This window comes from Rhodococcus rhodochrous, from assembly GCF_014854695.1.
In the GTDB taxonomy this organism is placed as follows: domain Bacteria; phylum Actinomycetota; class Actinomycetes; order Mycobacteriales; family Mycobacteriaceae; genus Rhodococcus.
In genome coordinates this window covers 2,969,684-2,994,549 of record NZ_CP027557.1, presented here as the reverse complement: position 1 = coordinate 2,994,549, position 24,866 = coordinate 2,969,684, and the positions used below count along the sequence as shown (strand labels likewise).

The following is a 24,866-nucleotide window of genomic DNA, read 5'->3' as shown; positions in this document are numbered from 1 at the left end:
CGGTCACCGCGCGTACACGACCCGGCCGCGGTGCACAGTGCGCACCAGCACCGGATCGGCGGTGCCCGGCGACAGATCCGGCAGCGGCGCCACCCGCGACCGCGGATCCGTCGACCAGCGCTGCACCGAATCCTTCGGGGCGCTGACCACGAGCTCCCCGACCTCCCAGATCGCATACGACGCCGGCGCACCCGGATCGAGGGTGCCGGCCAGACCGTCGCGGACCCCGCCGGCGCGCCACGCCCCGCGGGTCGCGGCGGCGAACGCCGCCCGCGGCGAGATCCCGCTGCCCTCGGTGCGGTGGTGCACCGCCGCCCGCAGCATCGGCCACGGCCGCGGCGCCGTCACCGGCGCATCCGAGCCGAACGCCAACGCCAGACCGGTCGCCGCCAGCGGCGCGAACGCGTTCAACGCCGCGGCGCGGTCGGCGCCGAGCCGCTGCGCGTACATCCCGTCCGGCCCGCCCCACAAGGCGTCGAAGCTCGGCTGCATGCTCGCGATCACCCCGTACCGCGCCAACACCTCGGCCTGCGCGACGGTCAACGATTCGACGTGCTCGAGCCGATGCCCGCGCGCGGCGAGCGCCGGTCCCCCGACCTCCGCAGCGACCGTCTCGAACGCCGCGACCGCGGCGGTGGTCGCCGCGTCACCGATGACGTGGAAACCGGCCTGGATGCCCGCCGAGGTGCACGCGCGCACGTGCGCGGTCAGTTCGTCCTCGGTCAGATAGGTGGTGCCGCAGCAGTCCGGCAGATCGTCGTAGGGGCGGGCCAGCGCGGCGGTGTGCGAACCGATCGACCCGTCGACGAACAGATCCCCGCCCAGGGCGTCGGCGCCGGTCTCGGCGAGCAGCTGCGCGGCTTCTTCGCCGGTGCGCACCGCCTGCCCCCAGTAGCCGCGCACCTGCACCGGATGGTCGGTGCCGAGCAGTTCGGTGAAGTCGTCGAGCCCGGAGATGTCGGGGCCGGCGCATTCGTGCACCGCGACGTAGCCGTGCGCGGCGAAATCGTCCAGCGCCGCCAGGCGGGCGCGGGCACGCTGCGCGGCGGTCAACCCGCGGCGGGCGGCGCCGCGCACCGCATGGTGTGCCGCGGCGGTCAGCGGCTGCTGCGGATCGAAGCCGGCCAGCTCGTCGAGGGGTTCGGCGGCGGCCCGCAACGCGCTCGACGCCGCCGCCGAATGCGCATCGATCCGGCCGAGATAGACGAGCCGGGCCGGGGCGGCGGCATCGAGGTCGGCGGTGGTCGGCGGGGTCGGGTCGGGCCAGCGGGTCTCGTCCCAGCCGTGTCCCCAGATCACCGCGTCGTCGTGCGCGTCGGCGTGCGCGCGGACCCGGCGCAGCGCGTCGTCGCGGTCGACGGCGTCGGTCAGGTCCAGCCCGGTCAGGGCCAGGCCGTGGCTGGTGGTGTGCACGTGGGTGTCGACGAAACCGGGGGCGACGAACGCGCCGTGCAGGTCGACGATCTCGGCGTCCGGGTGCAGGGCGCGGCCGGGCCGGTCCTGCCCGACCCACACGACCGTGCCGTCGGTGACGGCCATCGCGGTGGCATCGGGGGCACCGGCGCTGTAGATGCGGCCGCCGACGAGAAGCTGGGTGTGCGGTGCAGGGCTCACGAGTGCCCAGTCTGCCCGGTTACCGCTCTTCGCGGCGGCGCGGGGTGTCCACGATCTCCCCTTCGAGCACGGTGCCACGGTCGTCGACCTGCTCGGTCACGGCCGGACCACCGGTCAGGTGCGGGGCACCCCCGACGACGCTGTGATCGACGACCTGCCCGTCGACCACCACCAGCCGCTGCGCGGAGAACCCGGTGGCGCGGGCCCGCCGCGCGACCAGCGTGCGCACCGCCGGACGCAGCGCGGCGCGGGTCGGCAGCAGCAACACCACCCCGAGCACGGTGCTGACGATGCCGGGGATCAGCACCAGCGCCGCGCCGGCGCCGATGAGCGCACCGTCGGTGAGCACCTGCTCCGGGGAATTCGCGTGCGGTGCCCGGCCGCCGCGCAGTTCACCGAGGTTGCGCAGTGCCCGGCGCCCCAGGGCGGCGAGCACGAGGTAACCGGCGGCACTGACACCGAGGAAGATCAACACGGTGGCCAGGGCGCCGAGGGTGGAGCCGAGCCAGGCCAGCACCGCGATCTCCGCCACGACGTAGAGCACGAACAACAACGGGTACACGGCGGGGTTTCCTTCCGTCGGTGGTTTCTGTCCGGTCAACGAACGAGCCACCGGTTTTGCTCCCGCACCCGCCCCCCGGATGCGACGCGTGATCGAATGGCCGCCATGACTGCAGGTGACTGGGCGTTGCTGATGACCGCCGCGACGGCCGCCGGATGGGTGGACGCGGTGGTCGGCGGCGGCGGGCTGATCCTGCTGCCCGCCCTGTTCCTCGTCGCCCCGCAGTTGACGCCGCAGGCGGCGCTGGCGACGAACAAGCTCACCGCGATCTGCGGGACCGGCGCGGCGGTGCTGACCTTCGCGCGGCGCATCCCGCTGCGCTGGTCGCTGCTCGGCCCCGCCGCCCTGGTCGCCGCGCTGGCCGCCGCGGCGGGGGCGGCGGCGGTCTCGCTCATCGACCGGGAGGTGTTCATCCCGATCGTGATGGTGGTGCTCGTCGCGGTGGCGGTGTTCGTCACCGCCCGCCCGAAACTCGGCACCGGCAGCATCCGCCGCCCGTCGACGCTGCGGTTGGTCACCGTCGTGGTCACGGCCGCGGCGGTGATCGGCTTCTACGACGGGATCCTCGGGCCCGGCACCGGCACCTTCTTCATCATCGTGTTCGCGGCGATGCTCGGCAGCGAGTTCGTCACCTCGGCGGCGATGGCGAAGGTACTCAACTTCGGCTCGAATCTCGGGGCGCTCGTGCTGTTCGCCGTCGGCGGGCACGTGTGGTGGGCGCTCGGGGCGGCGCTGGCGGTGTGCAATGTCGCCGGATCGGTGCTCGGCTCCCGGATGGCGCTCGCACGCGGCGCCGGATTCGTGCGGGTGGTGCTGCTGGTCGTGGTGATCGCCATGGTGATCCGGCTCGGCATCGAACAGTTCGGCTGAGCCACCCCGCGGCGATCGGTGCGGCAACCCCGGCGTCCCCTATCCCGGCGTTACCGTGGGCGGGTGAATGCGGTGGACGACGATTTTCTGGCCCTGCCGTTGCACGCGGCCGCCGACGCGGGTCTGACGGTGGCGCGAGCGGCGGGCGCGAGTCACGCCGATGTGCGGGTGCATCGGATCCGGACCGGGACGAGCACCCTGCGCGACGGCGCGCTGCAGGCGGCGGTGGACGACAGCGACTGCGGGGTGGCGGTGCGGGTGCTGCTCGACGGCACCTGGGGATTCGCGTCGCATCCGGTGCCCGGCCCGGACGGCGCCGCCGATGCCGCGGCCCGCGCCGTCGCGGTCGCCCGCACCCTGCGCGCGTTGAACCGGGATCCGGTGCAGTGGGCCGACGAACCGGTCCACCGGGACGCGGTGTGGGTCTCGCCGTACGAGATCGACCCGTTCACCGTCCCCGCGGCCGAGCGCCTCGCGGTGCTCGAGGACCGTTCGCGGCGACTGCAGGACGCCGACGGCGTCGACCACGTCGCCGCGAATCTGACCCTGGTCAAGGAACAGACCTTCTACGCCGATCTCGCCGGGTCGACGATCACCCAGCAGCGGGTGCGGATCCACTCCGATCTCGACGCGACCCGCGTCGACCGTGAGGCCGGCACCTTCGAGTCGATGCGCACCCTGGCCCCGCCGACCGGCCGCGGTTGGGAGTACGTGGCCTCGGACCGGTGGTGGGACTGGAGCCGTGAGCTCGCCGAGCTGCCCGAGCAGCTCGCGGAGAAGGCGCAGGCCCCGTCGGTGACCCCGGGCCGCACCGATCTGGTGATCGACCCGACGAATCTGTGGCTGACGATCCACGAGTCGGTCGGGCACGCCACCGAATACGACCGGGCCATCGGCTACGAGGCCGCCTACGCCGGCACTTCCTTCGCCACCCCCGACCTGCTCGGCAGCCTGCGCTACGGCAGCGACGCCATGCACGTCACCGCCGACCGCACCGAACCGCACGGCATGGCCACCGTCGGCTACGACGACGACGGGGTCGCCGCCCAGTCCTGGGATCTCGTGAAAGACGGGGTGCTCGTCGGCTATCAACTCGACCGGGCGTTCGCCCCGAAGCTCGGGGTGGCCCGCTCGAACGGCTGCGCCTACGCCGATTCGGCGCATCACGTGCCGATCCAGCGGATGGCGAACGTGTCGCTGCAACCCGATCCGGTGGTCGATCGCAGCACCGCCGAGCTGATCGCCGGGGTCGACGACGGGCTGTACATCGTCGGCGATCGCAGCTGGTCGATCGACATGCAGCGGCACAACTTCCAGTTCACCGGGCAGCGGTTCTACCGGATCCGCGGCGGCCGGCTCGCCGGTCAGGTCCGCGATGTGGCCTATCAGGCGTCGACCACCGAATTCTGGGGTGCGCTCGAGGCGGTCGGCGGAGCGTCGACCTGGCAGCTCGGCGGCGCGATGAACTGCGGCAAGGCGCAACCCGGGCAGGTCGCATCCGTTTCGCACGGCTGCCCGTCGGTGCTGGTGCGCGGCGTGAACGTGCTCAACACGGTGCAGGAAGGTGGCCGATGATCCCCGGAGACCGACTCGTCGAGACCGCGCTGGCGGCCTCGCCCGCCGACGAGACCATCGTGATGGTCACCGACAGTGCCGAGGCGTCGCTGCGGTGGGCCGGCAGTTCGATGACCACCAACGGTTCCGCCCGCGCCCGCGGTGCCACGATCCTCGCGATCCGCCGCACCCCCGACGGGGCGCACTGCGGGGTGGTCAGCGCCGCGATCGTCGACGCCGCCGACATCGGCGCGGTGGTCGCCGCGGCGTGGGCGGCCGCGCAGCAGGCCCCGGCGGCCCCGGATGCGATGCCGCTGATCGACGGTGACGGCCCCGACCCGCAGTGGGGCGACGAGGCTGTCGGCACCGACGTGGAGGTCTTCGCCCCGCTCCTCGACGGGCTCGCCGCCGGTTTCGACGACACCGACGCCCTCTACGGATTCGCGCACCACCGGTCGACGACGATGTGGTTGGGCACCTCCACCGGGGTGCGGCGCCGCTGGGTGCAGCGCGACGGCTCGCTCGAGATCAACGGCAAACGCGGCGGCCTGACCGGGGCGAGCGCCTGGGTCGGCGCCGGCACCGTCGACTTCACCGACATCGCAATGGATCCGCTGCGTGCCGAACTGGCGCGGCGGCTGGACTGGGCCGGCACCCGCGTCGACCTGCCCGCCGGACGCTACGAGACGCTGCTGCCGCCGTCGGTGGTCGCGGACCTGATGATCCCGCTGCTGTGGTCCCTCGACGGGCGCGGCGCCGAGGAGGGCCGGTCGGTGTGGGCGGAGCCCGGCGGCACCCGCCTCGGCGAGCAGATCGCCGGACTGCCGGTGACATTGACGTCCGATCCGGCCGCCCCGGGGCTCGGCTATGCACCGTTCGTGGTCGCCACCGCCTCCACCGACAGCGTCTCGGTGTTCGACACCGGGATGAGCGCCGGGCGGGTCGACTGGCTCCGCGACGGCGCCCTGCACGCGCTGGCGTATCCGCGGGCCGCGGCCGCCGAATTCGGCGCCACCCCCACGGCGCCGGGGGAGAATCTGCTGCTCACCGGTGGCAGTACCGCCGATGTGGACGACATGATCGCCCGCACCGAACGCGGTCTGCTGCTGACCACCGTGTGGTACCTGCGGGAGGTCGATCCGGCGGTGCTGTTGCTGACCGGCCTGACCCGCGACGGGGTGTATCTCGTCGAGGACGGGCAGGTGCGGGCGGCGGTGAACAACTTCCGGTTCAACGAATCCCCGGTGGATCTGCTCGGCCGCGCCACCGAGATCGGCGCCACCGAACGCACCCTGCCGCGGGAGTGGAAGGACTGGTTCACCCGCACCGCGATGCCGCCCGTGCGCATCCCCGACTTCCACATGTCGTCGGTCAGCGCCGCTCACTGACGTCCGGTCCGGTCGGTAGGCACCGACCGGACCGGCAGGGGTTCAGAGCAGGTCGGTGAGTTCCTTGCCGATCTCCTCGGGGGTGACCGTCGGCTCGAAGCGGCGCACCACTGCGCCCTGCGGGTCGACGAGGAACTTGGTGAAGTTCCACTTCACGTCGTCGGTGCCGATCGCCTCCGGGCGGATCTTGCTCACGTGCTCGAACAGGAAACCGTGCTGCGGCCCGAAATCGCCGGGAGCCTCGGCGCGCAGATGCCGGTAGAGCGGGTGCGCGTCGGCGCCGTTGACGTCGAGCTTCGCGAACACCGGGAAGGTGACGTCGAAGTTCACGCGGCAGAACTCCTGGATCTCGTTGTCGCTGCCCGGTTCCTGACCACCGAACTGGTTGCACGGGAACGCGAGGATCTGCAGGCCGCGCTCACCCAGCTCGCGGTGCAGCGCCTCGAGGGCCTCGTACTGCGGGGTCAGGCCGCACTTGCTGGCGACGTTGACGATCAGCAGATACCGGCCGGCGAAGCGGGCAAGATCCTCGCTGCCGCCGTCGGCGGTGGCCACGGTGTACTCGTGCACGGACATGCGCTCTCCTGTACTGGGTTCGATCGGCTCGGCCCCGCAGGTGAGGCCGAGATCACCACGGACCCTACGGGATCGGACGAACCGGGACGATCCGGACGCGCTGCCGGTGCGGGTCAGTCCAGATCGCGGACGTGCCGGGCGGGGCTGCCCAGATGCAGTGTGTGCGGGGCGCAGTCCTTCGTCACCAGCGAGTTCGCGCCGATCACCGCGCCGGCGCCGATGCTCACGCCCGGCATGATCACCGCACCGGAACCGATCCACGCGCCGTCGCCGATGGTCACCGGCTCCCCCGTCAACGTCGACGCGCGCTGTTCGGCGGTACCCATCCGGTGACTGCTGGTGAGCACCCGCACATGGTCGCCGAGGAACACCCGCTGCCCGACGACGATGTCGGCGACCGTGTCGAAATAACAGCCGTGGTTGACGAACGAGCCCGCGCCGAGGGTGAGCCGGCCGAGGCCCTGCACCACCACGCGGGTGTGGATCAGGCTCGGCGGTGCGGCGTCGACACCGGCGCGGCGCAACCACTTCCAGCGCTTCGAACCGGAGATCAGCGGGCTGCTTGCGAGCGCCACCGCGATCGCCTGGGACCGGTAGGTGTGAGAGCGCGCCACGACGTCTACCGGCCGGCCGTGTCGTCGGCAGGATCGAGCACACACGCCAACCCGACGGTGCCGGTGCGGCCACGGCGCACCACGCTCGCGCCGACGATGATCCGGCCGAGCAACCCGTACTTACGGGCGATCACCGACCGGGCGTGCGCCGAACCGTCGGCGTCGAGCACCTCCCCGATGCCGGGCACCGCCGCCGACTTCGCGTTGCCGCGCGCGTCGCAGATCGCCAGGGACACCCGCGGATCGCGGCGCAACCGCCGCACCTTGTAGGCGTCGGCGACCGTCCACACCAGCAACCGGTTCCCGTCGGGCGCCGCCCACACCGGGGTGTCCACCGCGCTGCCGTCCTTGCGGTAGGTGGTCAGCAGCACGAACTTGGCGGCGGCGAGGTCCGCGAAGGTGGGGGTCGTCGACTCGGGCATGGCCCCCACCCTACAAACCGCACGGTCTCACGGCAGCGCTCGTCCCGCGGGCGCCGCGTTCTACGCTGGCGGTCATGGCCGATACCGCTGTCGACGTGCACCTGCCCGCCGGGCACCTGACCTCCGCGCAGGTGCAGCTGCTCGCCGAACTCGCCCACACCCACGGCGGTGGCGAACTGCATCTGACCGCCCACGCCCAGCTGCAGGTGCGCGGCGACCACACCGCGATCGCCGCGGCCGTCACCGCCGCCGGCCTCACCGTCGACGTGCCCACCCGCGCACGGCTTCTCGTCTCGCCGCTCAGCGGCCGTATCGGCGGACACCACGACCTGCGCGACCTCACCGCCGCGGTGATCGCGCACCTCGACGACCGGCCGGTGGCAGCCGGCACCGTCCTCGGGCTCGACGACGGCACCGGCGACATCGTCGCCCTGGCCCCCACCGTCGCGGTCCTCGCCCGCCCCGACGGTCGCTTCGCGGTGATCCGCGACGGCGCCGACACCGGGGTGCGCGTCGCCCCGGACGACGCCGCCGACGCGCTGCTCACCCCACCGACCGACCCCACCGGTGCCCCGGAACCGGTGCCGGAGCAGCCGCGGCCACCGATCGGGTGGCTCGACCAGCCCGACGGAGCCGTCACCCTCGCCGGCGGGCTGCCCGGCGGGATCCTCCCCGCGCGCCTGGCGGAATTCCTCGCCGCCGTCGACCGTCCGGTGATCGTCACCCCGTGGCGGTCGGTGCTGCTGTGCGATCTGGACGAGTGGACCGCCGAGCAGGTGGTGCGGGTGCTCGCCCCCATGGGGTTGATCTTCGACGCCGACTCCCCGCACCTGCACTGAGCCACCGCTGACCTGCACGAACGGGCGGACTTCGCGAACCGGACCGTCGCCGCCGATCCGGCCCGCCGACGGTTCGGCCGCGCCTATCGTGGACGGATGAGCGGTCCGACAGCGGAATCCGACAGCTACGACGTGATCGTCCTCGGCGCGGGTCCGGCCGGGGAGAACGCCGCCCAGTACGCCATCGCCGGCAGCGACCGCACCGCGGTGCTCGTCGAACACGAACTCGTCGGCGGCGAATGTTCCTACTGGGCGTGCATGCCCAGCAAGGCTCTGCTGCGTCCCACACAGGTGCTCGCCACCGCCCGCAACATGCCCGGCGTCGCCGACAAGATCAGCGCCCACGGAGTCGAGGTACCGGCCGTGCTCGCCCGCCGCGACAGTTTCACCCACAATCGCAACGACAGCTCCCAAGTGGACTGGGCCGAGGGCGCGGGCATCGCCGTCGTGCGCGGCCACGGTCGCCTCGACGGCGAACGCACCGTCACCGTCTCCGGTGCCGACGGGGAGCGTCGCCTGCAGGCCCGGCACGCGGTCGTGCTGGCCACCGGCACCGTCCCGTCGATCCCGGACCTGCCCGGGCTGCGCGACGCGCTGCCCTGGACCTCCCGGGATGCGACGAACCTACGCGAGATCCCCCGCCGGGTGCTGGTCGTCGGCGGCGGTGTCGTCGCCTGCGAAACCGCCACCTGGCTGCGGCAACTCGGCGTCGAGGAACTCACCCTCGCGGTGCGCGGCGACCGCCTGCTGCCGCGCGTGGAGCCGTTCGCCGCCGAACGCGTCGCCGCCCGCATGGCCGACAAGGGCCTGGATGTGCGGTACCGCACCGAGATCCGCTCCGTGCAGCGCCCCGACGTGAAGGACACCGGCGTCGGCTGCATCCACGGCGGTCCCGCCACCGTCGAACTGTCCGACAGCAGCATCGTCGAGGTCGACGAGATCGTCGTCGCCGCCGGCCGCCACCCCACCGTGGACGGACTCGGTCTCGACAGCGTCGGCCTGACCGACGGGAAGGTGACGGTCGCCGACGACCTCACCGTCGACGGGGTCGACGGGCAATGGCTGTATGCGGTCGGGGATATCGCCGGTCGCGCCGCCCTGACCCACATGGGCAAATACCAGGCGCGGGTGTGCGGGGACGTCATCGCCGCTCGCGCCGAGAACCGCCCCACCGACGGGTCACGGTTCCGGGCGAGCGCCGACCACGGGCAGGTCCCGCAGGTGATCTTCACCGTCCCGGAGATCGCCGCGGTCGGCCGCACCGCCGAGCAGGCCCGCGCCGACGGACTCGACGTCGAGGTCCTCGAGGCCGACATCGACGTTGCCGGTGCCTCGTTGGCCCGCGACGACTACGCCGGGCACGCCGCGCTCGTCGTCGACCGCGCCACCGACACCCTCGTCGGCGCGACCTTCGTCGGCCAGGAGGTCGCCGAACTCGTCCACGCCGCCACCGTCGCCCTGGTCGGGAAGGTGCCGCTGGATGCGCTGTGGCATGCGGTGCCGTCCTACCCCACCATCAGCGAGATCTGGTTGCGACTGCTCGAATCCCGCCGCAGCTGACCGCCTCTCGAACGTGCAGTTGTCGTCGCGACACGCCGAACCGCGACGACGGGAACTGCACGCCGGCGGTCAGCGCGGCAGCCGCCGCCAGATCGCGCGCGGCAGCAGCCGCATCCCGAAGAACACCGGCCGCAGCACCGCCGGCACCCACACCTCCCCGCGCCCGCGGTGCAACGCCCGCACCGTCGCGTCGGCGACCTGCGGTGGGGTGCTCGACAGCGGTGCCGGGCTCATACCTTCCGTCATCCGGCCGATCACGAAACCGGGGCGCACCAGCAGCAGCGAGATTCCGCTGCCGTGCAGGGCATCCGCCAGGCCGGACGCGAAACCGTCGAGGCCGGCCTTCGCGGAGCCGTAGACGTAGTTGGCGCGGCGCACCCGCCACCCGGCGACGGAGGAGAACACCACCAGCCGACCCGAGCCCTGCGCGCGCAACCGCTGCGTCAGGTCGGTGAGCAGCGCGACCTGCGCGAGATAGTCGGTGTGCACGATCGACACCGCGTGCGCCGCATCGGTTTCCGCACGGGCCTGGTCGCCGAGGATGCCGAAGGCCAGCACCGCCACATCGATCGGCCCGAACGCGGCGATGCGGTCGAGCACCGCGGTGTGGGTGTCGAGGGCGTCGGCGTCGAACTCGACCGGATGCACCGCCGTCGCCCCTGCCGCCCGCACGGCGGCGCACTCGTCGACCAGGTCGTCGGCGCGACGCGCGGCCAGGATCACGGTGCGGCCCGGCGCGAGGCGAGTGGCGACCTCGATGCCGATCTCGCTGCGTCCCCCGAAGATGACGACGGTTCCCTGCGCGCTGTGGTTCATGCGGCCCAGTGTCCCGGGTCGATTTCCGGGAGGCAGTGTCGGGTCTCAGCCCGGCAGCACCGTCAGCCCGTGCGGACGCAGATTCATCGACTCGCAGCCGTCCTCGGTGACGACGACGATGTCCTCGATCCGCGCCCCCCACTCGCCGCGGAAGTAGATGCCCGGTTCGATGCTGAATGCCATGCCGGGCTGCAGGGTGTCGTCGTTGCCGGAGACGATGTACGGCTCCTCGTGCACCGACAGGCCGATGCCGTGCCCGGTGCGGTGCACGAACGCCTCCCCGTAACCGGCGGCGGCGAGCAGGTTACGGGCGGCGGCGTCGACGTCCTCGGCGCGCACCCCGGGACGCACCGCGTCGACCGCGGTCTGTTGTGCCTTCTCGAGCACCGCGATCTTCGTCGCGATCTCCGGGTTCGGTTCGCCGATGCTGTAGGTGCGGGTCGAATCCGAGTAGTAGCCCGGCTCGACGGGACCACCGATGTCGATGACGACGATGTCGCCGGATTCGATGACCCGCTCGGACACCTCGTGGTGCGGGTCGGCGCCGTGCGGGCCGGAACCGACGATGACGAACGCCGCCGCGGTGTGCCCCTCTTCGAGGATCGCGGCGGTGATGTCCGCAGCCACCTCGGCTTCGGTGCGCCCGGCGCGCAACCATTCACCCATGCGGGCATGCACCCGGTCGATGGCGGCACCGGCGCGGCGCAAGGCCTCGACCTCGTCGGCGTCCTTGACCATCCGCAGCTGCCGGATCACCGACGTCGCCAGCGCCGGGGCGCTGCCGAACCGGGCGGTCAGCGGCACCAGATGCAGCGCCGGCATCGCCTCGGCCACCGCGAACGCCCCTGCGGTCGCCACGAGTTCACGCACGAGCGCGTACGGGTCCTGCCCGTCCACCCAATCCCGCACCGGCAGACCGAGTTCACCGATGGCGGAGTCGTTCAGCGACGCCAGTTCCAGCCGCGGCACCACCACGGTGGCCCCGGAACCGTCGGTGGGGATCACCAGGCAGGTCAGGCGCTCGAACGACTCGGCGCGGGAGCCGGTGAGATACCGCAGGTCCGGTCCGGGGGTGATGAGCAGCGCATCGACGCCGGCGGCGGCACCGAGTTCGGCGGCGCGGGCCAGGCGGGCCGCGTAACGGTCGGCGGGGAATCGGGTGGCGGCAGTGGTCATGTCTTCGAGACTAGTGGCCGCGGCCGGATGGCAGGATGTGGTCCGTGACCGCACCGGAGAACCCCACGCCCGCACCGGACCCCACGTTGATGCTGCTCGACGGCGCGAGCCTGTGGTTCCGCGCCTTCCACGCCATCCCGGAGAAGGTCACCGCCCCCGACGGCAGCCCGGTCAACGCGGTGCGCGGCTTCGTGGACATGGTGGCCTCGCTGATCCGCACCCACCGTCCCACCCGGCTGGTGGTGTGCCTGGATCTGGATTGGCGCCCGGCCTTCCGGGTCGCGGCGATCCCGAGTTACAAGGCGCACCGGGTCGCCGCCGGGTCCGACGGCACCGTCGAGGAGGTCCCGCCTGCGCTGCTGCCGCAGGTGCCGGTGATTCTCGAGGTGCTCGCCGCCGCCGGCATCGCCACCGGCGGCGCAGCGGGTTTCGAGGCCGACGACGTGCTCGGCACCCTCGCCGCCCGCGAAACCACCGATCGGGTGATCGTGGTCAGCGGCGACCGCGACCTGCTGCAGGTCGTCACCGACAGTCCGGTGCCGGTGCGGGTGCTCTACGCCGGGCGTGGCCTGGCCAAGGCCGAGTTGTTCGATCCGGCGCTGGTCGCCGAACGCTACGGGGTGCCCGCCGAGCGGGCCGGCGCCGCCTACGCCGAACTCGCGGCGCTGCGCGGCGACCCGTCGGACGGACTCCCGGGCGTCAAGGGTGTCGGGGAGAAGACCGCCGCGTCGTTGCTGCAGCAGTACGGCTCCCTCGACGCGGTGCGCGCGGCGGCGCTCGACGAGTCGACGTCGCTGGCGAAGGGCATGCGGGTCAAACTCGCCGCTGCGGCGGACTATCTGGATGCGGCGCTGCCGGTGGTGCGGGTCGCCACCGACGCGGACGTGGATCTGTCCCGCTCGGATGTGTTGCCGGCGGCACCGGCCGATCCGGAGCAGCTCACCGCGCTGGCGCAGCGGTGGGGTCTGGAACGGCCGGTGTCCGCGCTGGTCGCGGCCCTGGCCGACCGCTGACCGTCCCGGTCAGTTGGGGCGGCCCACCTCGTAGGTGCCGTTGTCGTCGGTGACGGTGACGGTCACCTCCCGGAACTGGCCGTCCACGGTGACCGCGCACGTGAAGCTGTGTCCGGCCTCGACCTTCTGGTCACTGGGGCACTGCACGTCGCCGACCTGCCCGGCCCCGTACGACTCGGTGAGCACCTTCGCGATGCCGGCCTGGGTGGATTCGGTGTCGAGGACCTTCCCGCCGAACATCGTCGCGGCGAGGATCCCGATGATGGCGAGCACCACGACGAGTCCGACGCCGCCGAGGATCCACGGCAGCGTCGACTTCCCTGTCTGCGGGCCGTTCTGCGGCGGTGTGCCGGGCTGCTGCCAGGTGTTCGCGGGCGCTCCCCAGGGTCGCGCCCCGGCGGGCTGCTGACCACCCCACCCGGGCTGTGTCGGTTGCTGACCGGGCGCGCCCCACGGCTGTGCTCCCGGCTGCTGGGCCCAGCCCGGCGCCTGTCCGGGTGCCTGTCGACCGGGTGCCTGCTGTCCCCAGCCGGGGGCGGGGTGTTGCGGGGCCGGACCCCAGCCCTGTTGCGGTGCACCGGTCGGCGCACCCCACGGATTCTGGTGCCCGGGACCGGGCTGTGCGGGAGTCTGCTGCCCGGCCGGCGGCGCCCACCCGGGCTGCGGAGCGTTCCCACCCGCACCGGTGTCGGGTTGCCACGGCGACTGCCCGGCGGGCGACTGCCCCCAGCCGGTGCCGCTGCCCTGCCCCCACTGCTGCTGGCCGGCGGGCGGCGCCCACGGCGATCCGGGCTGCTCACCTCCCCCGGAGGTCGGGTTCGGTGCCCATGGATCCGTCGATTCCGGCGGCCTCTGCCCCGGCGAGTCCTGCGGTTCGTTCGGCCCGGTCATCGTCGTCTCCACTCACCCTTCCCGTTGTGTGCCCATACGGTAGCGTCCACCCGCCGCGCGGGCATCCACGCCTACCGGGCGTCCCGGACACCCCCGCGGGGGCCGGGTCATTCGGCGGTGGGATCGACGGCGACGACCCCGCGGCGCACCGCCCCGACCGCCTTGCCGGCGGTGCGGGCGAGCTCCGGATCGTCCGCGCAGGTGCGGATCTGGTCGAGCAGATCGATCAGCTGCCGGCACCACCGCACGAAATCTCCGGGCGAGAGTTCCTTGCCGGCGGCCTCCGCGGCGACGAGCGCCTCGGTCAGCGACGCGGTGGACGCCCAGGTGTAGGCGGCGGTGACGAAACCGAGATCCGGTTCGCGGGTCGGGGGCAGCCGGTGCCGGATCTCGTCGGCCCGCAAGCCGTCGCAGATCCGGGTGGTCTCGGCCAGCGCGTGCCGGATCGGGCCGGTCGGCCCGACGACGGTGACCGGCTCGTCGGTGCGCGATTCGTAGATCACCGCGGAGGCGACCGCCGCGAGTTCGGCGGCGGACAGTCCCGCCCAGGCACGGCGCCGCACGCATTCGGCGACCAGCAGATCCGATTCGGTGTAGATGCGGGCGAGCCGCTCCCCCGCCTCGGTGGTCGCCGGATCGTCACCCTCGGTGAGATAGCCGCGTTCGGTGAGCAGCGCGACGATCCGCTCGAAGGTGCGCGCCAGCGAATCCGTCGCCGCGGCGGCCTTGCGGCGCTGCTGCCGGGTGTCGCGCAGCAACCGGTGGTAGCGCTCCCCGACCCGCGCCAGCGAATCCAGATCGGGATGCTTGCGGGCCGGATGATGCTTGAGTTGCCGGCGCAACGCGTCGATCTCGCGGGTGTCGCCCTTGGACTTGCTGCGCTTGGGGCGGCGCGGCGGCACGAGGCCCTTCGACCGCAACGCCGACGCGATGTCGCGGCGCCCGCGGCCGGTGCGGTGATCGACGTGCCGCGGCAGCCGCAGCGTGCCCAGCACCGTCGCCGGGGTCGGGAAATCCCCCGCGGAGAGGCGACCGGACCAGGCGTCGGCGGTGACGACCTGCGGCCGCGGATCACCGGCGTCGGTGTCCGGTAGCACCACCACCGCCAGGCCGGTGTGTTTGCCGGCGGGCACGGCGATGATGTCGCCGCGCCGCAGGGTCACCAGCGACGCCACCGCCGCGGCCCGGCGATCCTGCTTGCCGCGCCGCTCGTGGGCGCGTTCGGCGTCGGTCAGCTCGGCGCGCAACCGCAGATAGTCGAGGATCTCGCTGCCCTCACCACCGAGCTGATCGCGCAGCTGCTCGAGGGTGGCCTCGTTGCGGTCGATGCCGCGTTTGAGACCGACCACCGACTTGTCGGCCTGGAACTGGGCGAAGGACATCTCCAGCAGCGCCCGCGACCGCTCCACCCCGACGGCGTCGATGAGGTTGACCGCCATGTTGTAGGACGGGCGGAACGAGCTGCGCAGCGGGAAGGTGCGGGTGGAGGCGAGCCCGGCGACCGAGGCCGGTTCGATGCCCGGCTGCCACAGCACCACCGCGTGGCCCTCGACGTCGATACCGCGCCGCCCGGCCCGGCCGGTCAGCTGCGTGTACTCGCCGGGGGTCAGCTCGGCGTGGGTGTCGCCGTTGAACTTGACGAGCTTTTCGAGCACCACCGTGCGGGCCGGCATGTTGATGCCCAGCGCGAGGGTCTCGGTGGCGAACACCGCCCGCACCAACCCCCGCACGAAGAGTTCTTCGACGGTGTGCCGGAAGGCCGGCAACATCCCGGCGTGGTGAGCGGCGATGCCGCGTTCGAGGGCGGTGCGCCACGACGCGTAACCGAGGACCTCGAGGTCGCCGCGCGGCAGATCCCGGGTGTGCTCGTCGACGATCCGGCGGATCTCCGCGGCTTCGGTGTCGTCGGTCAGGTGCAGACCCGAGCGCAGGCACTGCTGCACCGCGGCGTCGCAGCCGGCGCGGCTGAACACGAAGGTGATGGCCGGCAGCAGACCGTCGCGGTCGAGGCGGACGATGACCTCCGGGCGCGGCGGCGGCCGGAAACGGGGTCCGCGTTCACCCCAGCGGTCCATCCCGGACAGGCTCTGCCGTTGCCGCACCGCCGACGCCAGCTCCGGGTTGACGACGATGTCCCGGCGCCGCCGGGCCGGGGCGGTGTCGGTGTCGGCGCGGCGGTCGAACAGGTCGTAGATGCGGGAGCCGAGCATCATGTGCTGGTGCAGCGGGATGGGCCGCACCTCGTCGACGACGACGGTGGTGTCGCCGCGCACCGTGGTCATCCAGTCACCGAACTCCTCGGCGTTCGACACCGTCGCCGACAGCGACGCCAGCCGCACGTCCTCCGGCAGGTGCAGGATGACCTCTTCCCACACCGCACCGCGGAACCGGTCGGCGAGGAAGTGCACCTCGTCCATCACCACGTGGGTGAGCCCGATCAGGGCGGTGGACGACGCGTAGATCATGTTGCGCAGCACCTCGGTGGTCATCACCACCACCGGCGCATCGGAGTTGATGGACTGGTCGCCGGTGAGCAGACCCACCGAGTCCCGGCCGTGCCGGGCACACAGATCGGCGTACTTCTGGTTGCTCAGCGCCTTGATCGGGGTGGTGTAGAAGCACTTGGAACCGCCCTGCAGCGCCAGATACACCGCGAACTCGCCGACGACGGTCTTGCCGGCGCCGGTGGGGGCGCACACCAGCACCGAATGCCCACCCTCGAGGGCGCGGCACGCCTCGATCTGGAACGGATCGAGCGGGAACCCGAGGCCGGTGGCGAACTCCGCGAGCTGCGGGGTGGGGACGAGCGGCGCGGTGCCGGTCTCGTCGTCACCGGGGCCGGGAGCGGGGTCGCCGGTCACAGGGTGTCGGAGTAGTCGGTGCGGGCCGGATCGGTCCGGACGGTGTCGGTGGGCGCCGTCGGCGCTGCCGGCTCCACCGGGCTGGGGGCCGGAATCGTCGAACCCTCGTCGTCGTCGAGATCGGCCCAGCCTTCGGCGCGGGCCTTGCGGGCGCGGCGCCGGTCGGTCAGCCGGGCGATCTGGATGGCGAACTCCACGAGCAGCGTGAGCGCCAACGCCAGGGCGAGCATGGAGAACGGATCCTGGCCGGGGGTGGCGATGGCGGCGAAGACGAACACCGCCATGATCAGCCCGCGCCGCCACGCCTTGAGCTTGGCGTAGGGCAGCACCCCGACGCCGTTGAGCGCGACGATCACCAGCGGGATCTCGAAGGACACCCCGAAGATCACCAGCAGGTTGATGAGGAACCCGAAGTATTCGGCGCCCGAGAGGGCGGTGACCTGCACGTCGTTGCCGACGGACAACAGGAACGACAAGGCGTGGGAGATCACCAGATAGGCCAGCACCGCGCCGGTGACGAACAGCGCCGCCCCGCAGGTGACGAAGCCGATCGCGTAGCGGCGTTCCTTGCGGTACAGGCCGGGGGTGACGAACGCCCACAACTGGTACAGCCAGATCGGGCACGCCATGACGATGCCGGCGGTCGCGGCGACCTTCAGGCGCAGCATGAACTGCTCGAACGGTCCGGTGGCGAGCAGTCGGCACGCCCCGTCGTTGCTCAGGTCGGCGCGGGCCGAGGCGGGCAGGTCGCAGTAGGGGCCGCGCAGGATCTCCCCGAGGCTGTCGAGGCCGAACAGGCTGCGGCTGTACCAGACGAATCCGAGGATGGTGGTGAGCACGATCGCAGCGAGAGCGATCAGCAGACGCGTGCGCAATTCGTAGAGGTGCTCGACCAGCGACATGGTGCCGTCGGGATTGGTCTTGCGCCGGCTTCGGCGCGGATCGAACGGGATGCGCACGGTGCGGTTCTCAGCTCCTGTCGAGACCACCGGCGTGCGGGCGTGCCGGGGTCAGCGGAACGCCGGGACACCCGTGGTGGGCGCCCCGGCAGGATGAACGTCGGTCAGGCAGACCGCGGTTCGGTGTGCGTGTTCGGCGCGGCGGGATCGGCTGTCGGCTGCGCGGCCGGCAACGGATTCGGCGCCGGCTGCTGCGGCGCGGACGCCCGGGCGTCGTCGTTCTGCATCTCCTTGACCTCGCTCTTGAAGATCCGGAGCGAACGACCGAGACCGCGCGCGGCGTCGGGCAGCTTCTTCGAACCGAAGAGAATCACGACCACCAGCGCCACGATGGCCCAGTGCCAGGGGCTCATTGCACCCATTTACAACAACCTCCACTGATCGGCTCCGATCGATGCTACCGGACCTCGAGCACAGCCCGAGGCTTCGCGCCGGTGTATCCACCCACAATTTGCGGAGGGTTCATACCGATGTTTCACATCGCCGCCCTCAGGGTGTCGGCCCCGCGCCGCGGGCCGGGTTCTCCCCGTCGAGCTCGGCATAGGCGGCCAGCGCCGCCTCGGCCCGCGCCCGCACCGCCGCCTGCAACTCCGGTGGGTCGAGCACCTGCACCCCGGCGCCGAGCCCGACGAGCAGCCGCGCCATCCACCCCGGCGAGGCGTACCGCATCGACGCCTCGCAGCTGCCATCGGAGAGCACCTGCACGTCGGTGAGCGGGTAGTAGTCGAGCAGCCAGGTGTACGACGGGGCGATGCGCAACCGCGCGGCGGGCAGCGACGGGTCGCCCTCGAACAGTTCGAGGTGCTCGTCGTCGGTGATCGCCCGATGCGGCGGGCGCGCCGGCTCGTCGAGCACGGTGGCGGCGTCGATGCGGTCGAAGCGGAACAGCCGCACCCCTTCGGCGCTGCGGCACCAGGCCTGCAGATAGGCGTGCTCGTCGATGATGACGATGCGGATCGGGTCGACGTCGCGTTCGGAGACGGTGTCGCGGGAGGCCGAATAGTAGGTCAGGTGCACGGCGCGCCCGTCGCGCACCGCGGCCCGCACCTGTCCGGCGGCGTCGGAGTCCCCGGCGGTGTCCGGATCGGGTTCGGCGACGGCGGTGGCGGTGTCAGTGGTGGTGGCGGTGTCAGTGGTGGTGGCGGTGTCGGCGGGCAGCGCGGCGGTCCCGGCCGCCGCTTCGATCTTCGCGATCGCCGACTGCGCCGCCGACGGGTCGACGACACCGGGCATCTCCTGCAACGACCGCAGCGCCACGAGCAGCGCGGTGGCCTCGGTGGAGGTCAACCGCAGAGGGCGTTCGATGCCGGCGGTGAAGGTCACCACGATGCTGTCCTCGGAGAACGACAGGTCGATCAGATCGCCGGGCCCGTAGCCGGGCAGCCCGCACACCCACAGCTGGTTCAGATCGTCCATCACCTGCTTCGGGGTGACCCCCAGGTCGCGGGCGGCTTCGGCCGCGCTGGTCCCCGGGTGCGCCAGGAAATAGGGCACGAGATTGAGCAGTCGTCCCAGTCGCGCCGACAGTCGTGTGCTCATCGACCCTCTTCCCCCGCAGTCGTGGTTGCCTGTTCGAGGATGCGCTGCACCTCGGCCCGCAATTCCGGTGGGTCGAGCACCAACGCGTCCGCGCCCTGCCCGGCGACGATCCGGGCGATCCACTCCCACGAGCGCACCGGCACCTCGAGTTCCACCCCGTCGCGGTCGCCGATCCGCCGGGCCGCGCCGGCCTGTCCGAGCCGGCGCAGCTCCCAGGCGCGCCCGTCCGCCACCCACAGCCGCGCCGATCCGCTCACCTCCGCGGGGGAGGTCGCGGCGAGCACCCGCCCCCGCAGATCCACGCCCTCCGGGATCTGCACCGCCCCTTCGGGGCCGATCGCGGTGATCTCGTCGCCGATGCGCGAGAGCCGGAAGGTGCGCACCGCAGTGCGGTCGCGGTCGTGGCCGACGAGATACCAGCGGCCGTGCACGGTGACCACACCCCACGGTTCGACGGTGCGCGTCGACCACGGCTCGGTGGGGGAACTGCGGTGGGTGAACCGCACCGCGCGGCGCGCGTCGATCGCGGCGAGCAATGCCGTCAACGCGGGTTCGGAGCCACGGGCGCGCGGCGGCAGCGGCGCGACCACCTCCCCGCCGTCGGTGTCGACGCGGATCCCGGCGGCACGCAGCTTGAGCACCGCGCCCTGCGCGGCGGCGGTCAGCTCCGGCGATTCCCACAGTGCGGCGGCGACGGCCACGGCGGCGGTCTCCTCGCGGGTGAGGTCGATCTCGGGCAGTTCGTAGGCGTCGCGGTTGATGCGGTAGCCCTCCACCGTCGACGACCGCGACGGCCGGCCCGTCTCCAGGGGCACCCCGAGATCGCGCAGTTCGTTCTTGTCCCGCTCGAACATGCGGCTGAACGCCTCGTCGCTCGCGCATTCGGAGTAACCGGCCACCGAGGCACGGATCTTCTCCGCGGTCACGAACTGTCGGGTGGACAGCAGCGCGATGACCAGGTTCACCAGCCGTTCGACTTTCGAGATCGCCACGCGCCAACCCTAGTGCCCGCGCGCCGCCGGCACCGCATCACCGTCCATCGGATCGGACCGGATGGTCCGCTCCGACGGGCGGCGGTGCTCACATGGAGGCGATGAGCCGTTCGACGCGTTCGTCCACCGACCGGAACGGGTCCTTGCACAACACCGTGCGCTGCGCCTGATCGTTGAGCTTCAGATGCACCCAGTCGACGGTGAAATCACGGCCTGCGGCCTGTGCGGCGGCGATGAAATCACCGCGCAGCTTCGCCCGGGTGGTCTGCGGCGGGGTGTTCACCGCGGCGTCGACGGACTCGTCGTCGGTGGCCCGCGCCGCCAGCCCCTTGCGTTGCAGCAGGTCGAACACGCCGCGGCCGCGCTTGATGTCGTGATAGGCCAGGTCGAGCTGGGCGATCTTCGGATCCGACAGCTCCATGTCGTAGCGGTCCTGGTAGCGCTGGAACAGCTTGCGCTTGATCACCCAGTCGATCTCGGTGTCGACCTTCGCAAAGTCCTGCGATTCGACGGCGTCGAGGACGCGGCCCCACAGGTCCACCACCTGCGCGACGTGCGGGTCGGGTTCGCGCTGGTGCAGATACTCCACGGCCCGCGCGTGGTATTCGCGCTGGATGTCCAGGGCACTGGCCTGCCGGCCGCCGGCCAGGCGCACCGGGCGCCGGCCCGTCAGGTCGTGGGAGACCTCGCGGATGGCGCGAATCGGGTTGTCGAGCGCGAAGTCCCGGAACGGCACCCCGGCCTCGATCATCTCGAGCACCAACGCCGCCGATCCCACCTTGAGCATGGTGGTGGTCTCGGACATGTTCGAGTCCCCGACGATCACGTGCAGGCGCCGATATTTCTCGGCGTCGGCGTGCGGTTCGTCGCGGGTGTTGATGATCGGCCGCGACCGGGTGGTCGCCGACGAGACGCCCTCCCAGATGTGCTCGGCGCGTTGCGACAGGCAGAAGGTGGCGGCCTTGGGGGTCTGCAGCACCTTCCCGGCGCCGCAGATCAGCTGCCGGGTCACCAGGAAGGGCAGCAGCACATCGGAGATGCGGGAGAACTCGCCGACGCGGGCGACGAGATAGTTCTCGTGGCAGCCGTAGGAGTTGCCCGCCGAGTCGGTGTTGTTCTTGAACAGGAAGATATCGCCGCCGATGCCTTCCTCGGCGAGACGCTGCTCGGCATCGATGAGCAGTTCCTCGAGGACCCGCTCGCCGGCATGGTCGTGCTCGACGAGCTGGAGCAGGTCGTCGCACTCGGCGGTGGCGTACTCGGGGTGCGAGCCGACATCGAGATACAGTCGCGCCCCGTTCCGCAGGAAGACGTTCGAGCTGCGCCCCCAGGACACCACCCGGCGGAACAGATAGCGGGCCACCTCGTCGGGGCTCAACCGACGATGCCCGTGGAAGGTACACGTGACGCCGAACTCCGTCTCGATACCCATGATTCGTCGCTGCACACCTCGACAGTACCGCGCGAACCCGACCCCCATGGGTCGCAACGACATCTACGGTCGTGGTGTGATCGTTCGCGAGCGTTACCGCACCGCCGACCGGGCCCTGTTCGAGCGCACCGGGGCGCTGCGCCCGTCCCCCGCCGACCCGTTGCTGCGCGATCTCGGGCGGGCCGCCAATCACAGTGTGCTGTGGGTCGCGTGCGCCGCGGTGTGCGCCGCCGCCGGCGGTCACGCCCGCCGCGGGGCGGTGCGGGGCCTGCTGTCGGTGGCCGGGGCCAGTGCCCTGACCAACGGGCTGCTCAAGCCGCTGTTGCCGCGCCGCCGACCCCCGGCGCGCACCGACCCGAAGTTCCGGCGCCGCAGTGTGCCGATCCCCCGCTCGTCGTCGTTCCCGTCCGGGCACGCCGCGTCGGCGGCGGCGTTCGTGACCGGGGTGGCGCTCGAATCCCCTGCGACCGGGGTCGTTCTGGCGCCGCTGGCCGCGGCGGTGGCCTATTCGCGGGTGCACACCGGCGTGCACTGGCCCGGTGACGTGCTCGTCGGCGGGGCGGTCGGGGCGACGGTGGCGTGGTCGACGCGCCGCTGGTGGGCGGTGCGCAGCCGCGAACCGGCGACCGTGCAGGTCGTGGCGGCTGCGCCCGCCCTGCCCGGCGGTGAGGGGATGCTGCTGGTCGTCAACCGAGACGCCGGGACCGCCGAGGAGATCGCCGCGGCGGTCACCGCCGCGCTCCCGGGGCTGCGGCGCGTTGACCTGGACCCCGAGCGCGATCCGGCGGAGCAACTGGAACATTTGCTGACCGAGTATCGGCCGCAGGCGGTGGGGGTGTGCGGTGGGGACGGCACGGTCGCGGCGGTGCTCGACGTCGCCGTCGACGCGCGGCTGCCGGTGGCGGTGTTCCCCGGGGGCACCCTCAACCATTTCGCGCTCGACCTCGGCGTGGTGGATCTGGAGGAGACGGTGCGGGCGGTCACCGCCGGGCAGGCGGTGGCCGTCGGGCTCGGACAGGTGACGGTGACCGGGCCGGAGGGACGCACGGTGCGGCGGTTCGTCAACACCGCCAGCCTGGGCGGCTATCCGGATGCGGTGCGGTTGCGGGAGCACTGGGAACCGCGGATCGGCAAGTGGCCGGCGGCGGGGCTGGCGATGCTCGCGGTGCTGCGCACGGCGAGCCCGATGCCCGTACGGATCGACGGGGCGGGACGGGCGGTGTGGTTGCTGTTCGTCGGCAACGGCCGCTACACCCCGGCAGATCAGGTGCCGATGTCCCGCGCGCATCTGGATCCGGGCACCCTCGACGTGCGGTATCTGCCGGCCGAGAGCCGGTTCTCGCGGTTCCGGCTGCTCGTCGCTGCGGCGACCGGAACCCTCGGCGCCTCACCGATGTACCGGCAACGGCACAGCCCGGGCCTGTCGGTGGAGGTCATCGGGGATCCGGTGGCGTTGGCCACCGACGGGGAAGTCCTCGCCGACGGCACCGGTTTCGACTTCGAGGTGGTGCCGTCGGCGTTGACGGTCTATCGGCTCGCGGTGGATCAGCCCGCGTCGGGACCGGACCCGGTCTCCGAGCCGGTCGTGGTGTCGGACCCCGATTCGGGGGCCGGATCGGCGGGCGCGGCCGACGGCGCCGCCTGAGCGGACCCGGTGCTGGGCAGCAGCGCGTCGAGCGCCGCCCCCGAGATACGGCGGAAGGCGCGGCGCGGCCGCTGCTTCTCGAGCACTGCGACCTCGAGTTCGCCGCGACCGAGCACCCGCGGCGCCGCATCGGCGGTGGCGGGCTGCTGCAGCGCGGTCACCGCCACGGCGACCGCCTCGTCGAGCGGCAGACCCGGCTTGTACGACGAGCGCAGCGCGGTGACGATCGGTTCGGTGTTGCCGCCCATCACCACGAACTGCGACTCGTCGACGATCGACCCGTCGTAGGTGATGCGGTACAGCTGCGGGCCGTCGTCGGTGTCGGCGCGCCCGACCTCGGCGACACAGATCTCCACCTCGTACGGCTTGGGCTGCTCGGTGAAGATGGTGCCGAGGGTCTGCGCGTAGGCGTTCGCCAGCGCCCGCCCGGTCACGTCCCGCCGGTCGTAGGAGTAGCCACGCATGTCGGCGTGCATGATCCCGGCGCGCCGCAGATTCTCGAACTCGTTGTACTTGCCGACGGCGGCGAAACCGACCCGGTCGTACAGTTCGCTGATCTTGTGCAGTGCCTTCGACGGATTCTCCGCCACCAGCAGCACACCACCGGCGTAGGTCAACGCGATCACAGACCGGCCCCGGGCGATGCCCTTACGGGCCAGCTCCGAGCGATCGCGCATGATCTGCTCGGCGGACGCATAGTACGGAAGTGTCACCGGGCATCTCCTGCGGTGCGGTCGGCCACGATGGTGCGGGCCAGCTCGGACAGGGTTTCCTCCGCGACGGCCACGGCGCCGGCCGCGGTGATCACCACCGCGGTCGGGTAGATCCCGCGGGTGGTGTCGGGACCACCGGTGGCGGTGTCGTCGTCGGCCGCGTCGTACAGCGCCTCGACGGCGGTGCGCAGCGCGCTCTGCTCGTCGGCGTCGGTGCGGTAGAGCTTCTTGAGCGACGAACGGGCGAACAACGATCCGGAGCCGACCGCATGGTAACCGGCGCGTTCCTCGTAGCGGCCCCCGACCACGTCGTAGGACACGATCCGCCCGGCGCGGTGCGCGTCGGCGGCGTCGAGGTCGAAACCGACCAGCAACGGCACCACGGCCAGGCCCTGCATGGCCGCACCGAGATTGCCGCGCACCATCGACGAGAGCCGATTGGCCTTGCCGTCGAAGGTCAGCGGCACCCCTTCGATCTTCTCGTAGTGCTCGAGTTCGACCGCGAACAGTCGCACGAGCTCGATCGCCAGGCCCGCGGTGCCGGCGATGCCGGCCGCCGAATAGTTGTCGGTGACGAACACCTTGTCGACGTCGCGGGAGGCGATCAGGTTGCCCATGGTCGCGCGCCGGTCGCCGGCGATGAGCACACCCCCGTCGAAGGTCAGCGCCACGATGGTGGTGCCGTGCGGGGCGAGGTCCACGTGGTCACCTCGTTCGAACCGGAACCGGTTCTCCGGCAGCATCTCCGGGGCGTGCATCCGCAGGTGGTCGGAGAACGACGACAAGGGCGACGCGAGGTGCAGCTTCGGCTGCACCTCGCGGTAGGGAAG

23 protein-coding genes are annotated in these 24,866 nt (G+C 72.1%); 7 read left to right on the top strand and 16 right to left on the bottom strand.

Annotated elements, in window-relative coordinates:
• Window positions 1-3 precede the first annotated feature (3 nt).
• Together C6Y44_RS14005 and C6Y44_RS14000 are read right to left on the bottom strand one after the other, a co-directional pair.
• Window positions 4-1,614 carry an amidohydrolase gene (locus C6Y44_RS14005; RefSeq protein ID WP_225623567.1) on the bottom strand — a complete coding sequence of 537 codons (1,611 nt, stop codon included), beginning with the start codon at window positions 1,612-1,614 and terminating at the stop codon, window positions 4-6.
• Between the two features lie 19 nt (window positions 1,615-1,633).
• On the bottom strand, window positions 1,634-2,176 hold the full coding sequence (locus C6Y44_RS14000; protein ID WP_159418181.1) for an FxsA family protein: 543 nt from the start codon (window positions 2,174-2,176) through the stop codon (window positions 1,634-1,636).
• A gap of 105 nt (window positions 2,177-2,281) precedes the next feature.
• Between C6Y44_RS14000 and C6Y44_RS13995 the strand changes: the two genes are divergently transcribed.
• From C6Y44_RS13995 to C6Y44_RS13985, 3 genes are all read left to right on the top strand, one after another.
• Complete coding sequence (locus tag C6Y44_RS13995) at window positions 2,282-3,046, top strand: TSUP family transporter (RefSeq protein ID WP_120284331.1); 765 nt, start codon at window positions 2,282-2,284, stop codon at window positions 3,044-3,046.
• Between the two features lie 63 nt (window positions 3,047-3,109).
• On the top strand, window positions 3,110-4,621 hold the full coding sequence (locus tag C6Y44_RS13990) for a TldD/PmbA family protein (protein WP_159418182.1): 1,512 nt from the start codon (window positions 3,110-3,112) through the stop codon (window positions 4,619-4,621).
• Window positions 4,618-5,988, top strand: a complete 1,371-nt coding sequence (locus C6Y44_RS13985; RefSeq protein ID WP_159418183.1) for a metallopeptidase TldD-related protein — start codon at window positions 4,618-4,620, stop codon at window positions 5,986-5,988. Before C6Y44_RS13990 ends, C6Y44_RS13985 begins: the two co-directional genes overlap by 4 nt.
• 42 nt (window positions 5,989-6,030) lie before the next feature.
• Here C6Y44_RS13985 and C6Y44_RS13980 read toward each other — a convergent pair whose 3' ends face one another.
• The 3 genes from C6Y44_RS13980 to C6Y44_RS13970 form a co-directional block, all read right to left on the bottom strand.
• Window positions 6,031-6,564 (bottom strand): glutathione peroxidase, encoded by a 534-nt coding sequence (locus tag C6Y44_RS13980; RefSeq protein ID WP_159418184.1) that lies wholly within the window; start codon window positions 6,562-6,564, stop codon window positions 6,031-6,033.
• A 113-nt stretch (window positions 6,565-6,677) separates the two neighbouring features.
• Window positions 6,678-7,178, bottom strand: a complete 501-nt coding sequence (locus C6Y44_RS28410; protein ID WP_159418185.1) for an acyltransferase — start codon at window positions 7,176-7,178, stop codon at window positions 6,678-6,680.
• A 5-nt stretch (window positions 7,179-7,183) separates the two neighbouring features.
• A complete protein-coding gene (locus C6Y44_RS13970; RefSeq protein ID WP_120282849.1) occupies window positions 7,184-7,600 on the bottom strand; it encodes a PPOX class F420-dependent oxidoreductase in 417 nt (138 codons plus the stop codon).
• Window positions 7,601-7,674: 74 nt separating this feature from the next.
• Here C6Y44_RS13970 and C6Y44_RS13965 point away from each other — a divergent pair, with 74 nt between their 5' ends.
• Together C6Y44_RS13965 and C6Y44_RS13960 are read left to right on the top strand one after the other, a co-directional pair.
• Entirely contained in the window at window positions 7,675-8,439 is a 765-nt protein-coding gene (locus C6Y44_RS13965) for a precorrin-3B synthase (RefSeq protein ID WP_120282848.1), read from the top strand.
• 96 nt (window positions 8,440-8,535) lie between these two features.
• Window positions 8,536-9,999, top strand: coding sequence for a dihydrolipoyl dehydrogenase family protein (locus tag C6Y44_RS13960; RefSeq protein WP_159418186.1), 1,464 nt, complete (start codon window positions 8,536-8,538; stop codon window positions 9,997-9,999).
• Between the two features lie 69 nt (window positions 10,000-10,068).
• Here the strand turns inward: C6Y44_RS13960 and C6Y44_RS13955 are convergent, their stop codons facing one another.
• A complete protein-coding gene (locus tag C6Y44_RS13955) occupies window positions 10,069-10,815 on the bottom strand; it encodes an SDR family NAD(P)-dependent oxidoreductase (RefSeq protein ID WP_159418187.1) in 747 nt (248 codons plus the stop codon).
• A gap of 45 nt (window positions 10,816-10,860) precedes the next feature.
• A complete protein-coding gene (locus C6Y44_RS13950) occupies window positions 10,861-11,991 on the bottom strand; it encodes a M24 family metallopeptidase (protein ID WP_159418188.1) in 1,131 nt (376 codons plus the stop codon).
• 35 nt (window positions 11,992-12,026) lie between these two features.
• On the opposite strand from C6Y44_RS13950, the gene C6Y44_RS13945 reads away from it, so the two are divergent.
• Window positions 12,027-13,004 (top strand): 5'-3' exonuclease, encoded by a 978-nt coding sequence (locus C6Y44_RS13945; RefSeq protein ID WP_159418189.1) that lies wholly within the window; start codon window positions 12,027-12,029, stop codon window positions 13,002-13,004.
• Window positions 13,005-13,013: 9 nt separating this feature from the next.
• Here C6Y44_RS13945 and C6Y44_RS28115 read toward each other — a convergent pair whose 3' ends face one another.
• The 7 genes from C6Y44_RS28115 to pafA form a co-directional block, all read right to left on the bottom strand.
• Window positions 13,014-13,895 carry a DUF4333 domain-containing protein gene (locus C6Y44_RS28115; protein WP_225623566.1) on the bottom strand — a complete coding sequence of 294 codons (882 nt, stop codon included), beginning with the start codon at window positions 13,893-13,895 and terminating at the stop codon, window positions 13,014-13,016.
• Window positions 13,896-14,002: 107 nt separating this feature from the next.
• A complete protein-coding gene (locus C6Y44_RS13935; RefSeq protein WP_159418190.1) occupies window positions 14,003-16,756 on the bottom strand; it encodes a DEAD/DEAH box helicase in 2,754 nt (917 codons plus the stop codon).
• Window positions 16,753-17,715 (bottom strand): twin-arginine translocase subunit TatC, encoded by a 963-nt coding sequence (gene tatC / locus C6Y44_RS13930; RefSeq protein WP_033098353.1) that lies wholly within the window; start codon window positions 17,713-17,715, stop codon window positions 16,753-16,755. Before tatC ends, C6Y44_RS13935 begins: the two co-directional genes overlap by 4 nt.
• A 104-nt stretch (window positions 17,716-17,819) precedes the next feature.
• Window positions 17,820-18,077, bottom strand: coding sequence for a Sec-independent protein translocase subunit TatA (gene tatA / locus C6Y44_RS13925; protein ID WP_120282841.1), 258 nt, complete (start codon window positions 18,075-18,077; stop codon window positions 17,820-17,822).
• 127 nt (window positions 18,078-18,204) lie between these two features.
• Window positions 18,205-19,254, bottom strand: a complete 1,050-nt coding sequence (locus C6Y44_RS13920; protein ID WP_159418191.1) for a helix-turn-helix transcriptional regulator — start codon at window positions 19,252-19,254, stop codon at window positions 18,205-18,207.
• Window positions 19,251-20,246, bottom strand: a complete 996-nt coding sequence (locus C6Y44_RS13915) for a helix-turn-helix transcriptional regulator (protein ID WP_120282837.1) — start codon at window positions 20,244-20,246, stop codon at window positions 19,251-19,253. The genes C6Y44_RS13920 and C6Y44_RS13915 overlap by 4 nt, the downstream gene beginning before the upstream one ends.
• Before the next feature lie 88 nt (window positions 20,247-20,334).
• Window positions 20,335-21,693 carry a Pup--protein ligase gene (gene pafA, locus C6Y44_RS13910; protein WP_159418192.1) on the bottom strand — a complete coding sequence of 453 codons (1,359 nt, stop codon included), beginning with the start codon at window positions 21,691-21,693 and terminating at the stop codon, window positions 20,335-20,337.
• A gap of 31 nt (window positions 21,694-21,724) precedes the next feature.
• On the opposite strand from pafA, the gene C6Y44_RS13905 reads away from it, so the two are divergent.
• A complete protein-coding gene (locus tag C6Y44_RS13905) occupies window positions 21,725-23,323 on the top strand; it encodes a bifunctional phosphatase PAP2/diacylglycerol kinase family protein (RefSeq protein WP_159418193.1) in 1,599 nt (532 codons plus the stop codon).
• Here the strand turns inward: C6Y44_RS13905 and prcA are convergent.
• Window positions 23,224-24,036: a proteasome subunit alpha gene (gene prcA / locus C6Y44_RS13900; RefSeq protein ID WP_159418194.1), complete on the bottom strand. Its 813-nt coding sequence runs from the start codon at window positions 24,034-24,036 to the stop codon at window positions 23,224-23,226. The two genes, C6Y44_RS13905 and prcA, sit on opposite strands and share 100 nt — an antisense overlap.
• Complete coding sequence (gene prcB, locus C6Y44_RS13895) at window positions 24,033-24,794, bottom strand: proteasome subunit beta (protein WP_225623829.1); 762 nt, start codon at window positions 24,792-24,794, stop codon at window positions 24,033-24,035. The genes prcA and prcB overlap by 4 nt, the downstream gene beginning before the upstream one ends.
• Window positions 24,795-24,866 lie beyond the last annotated feature (72 nt).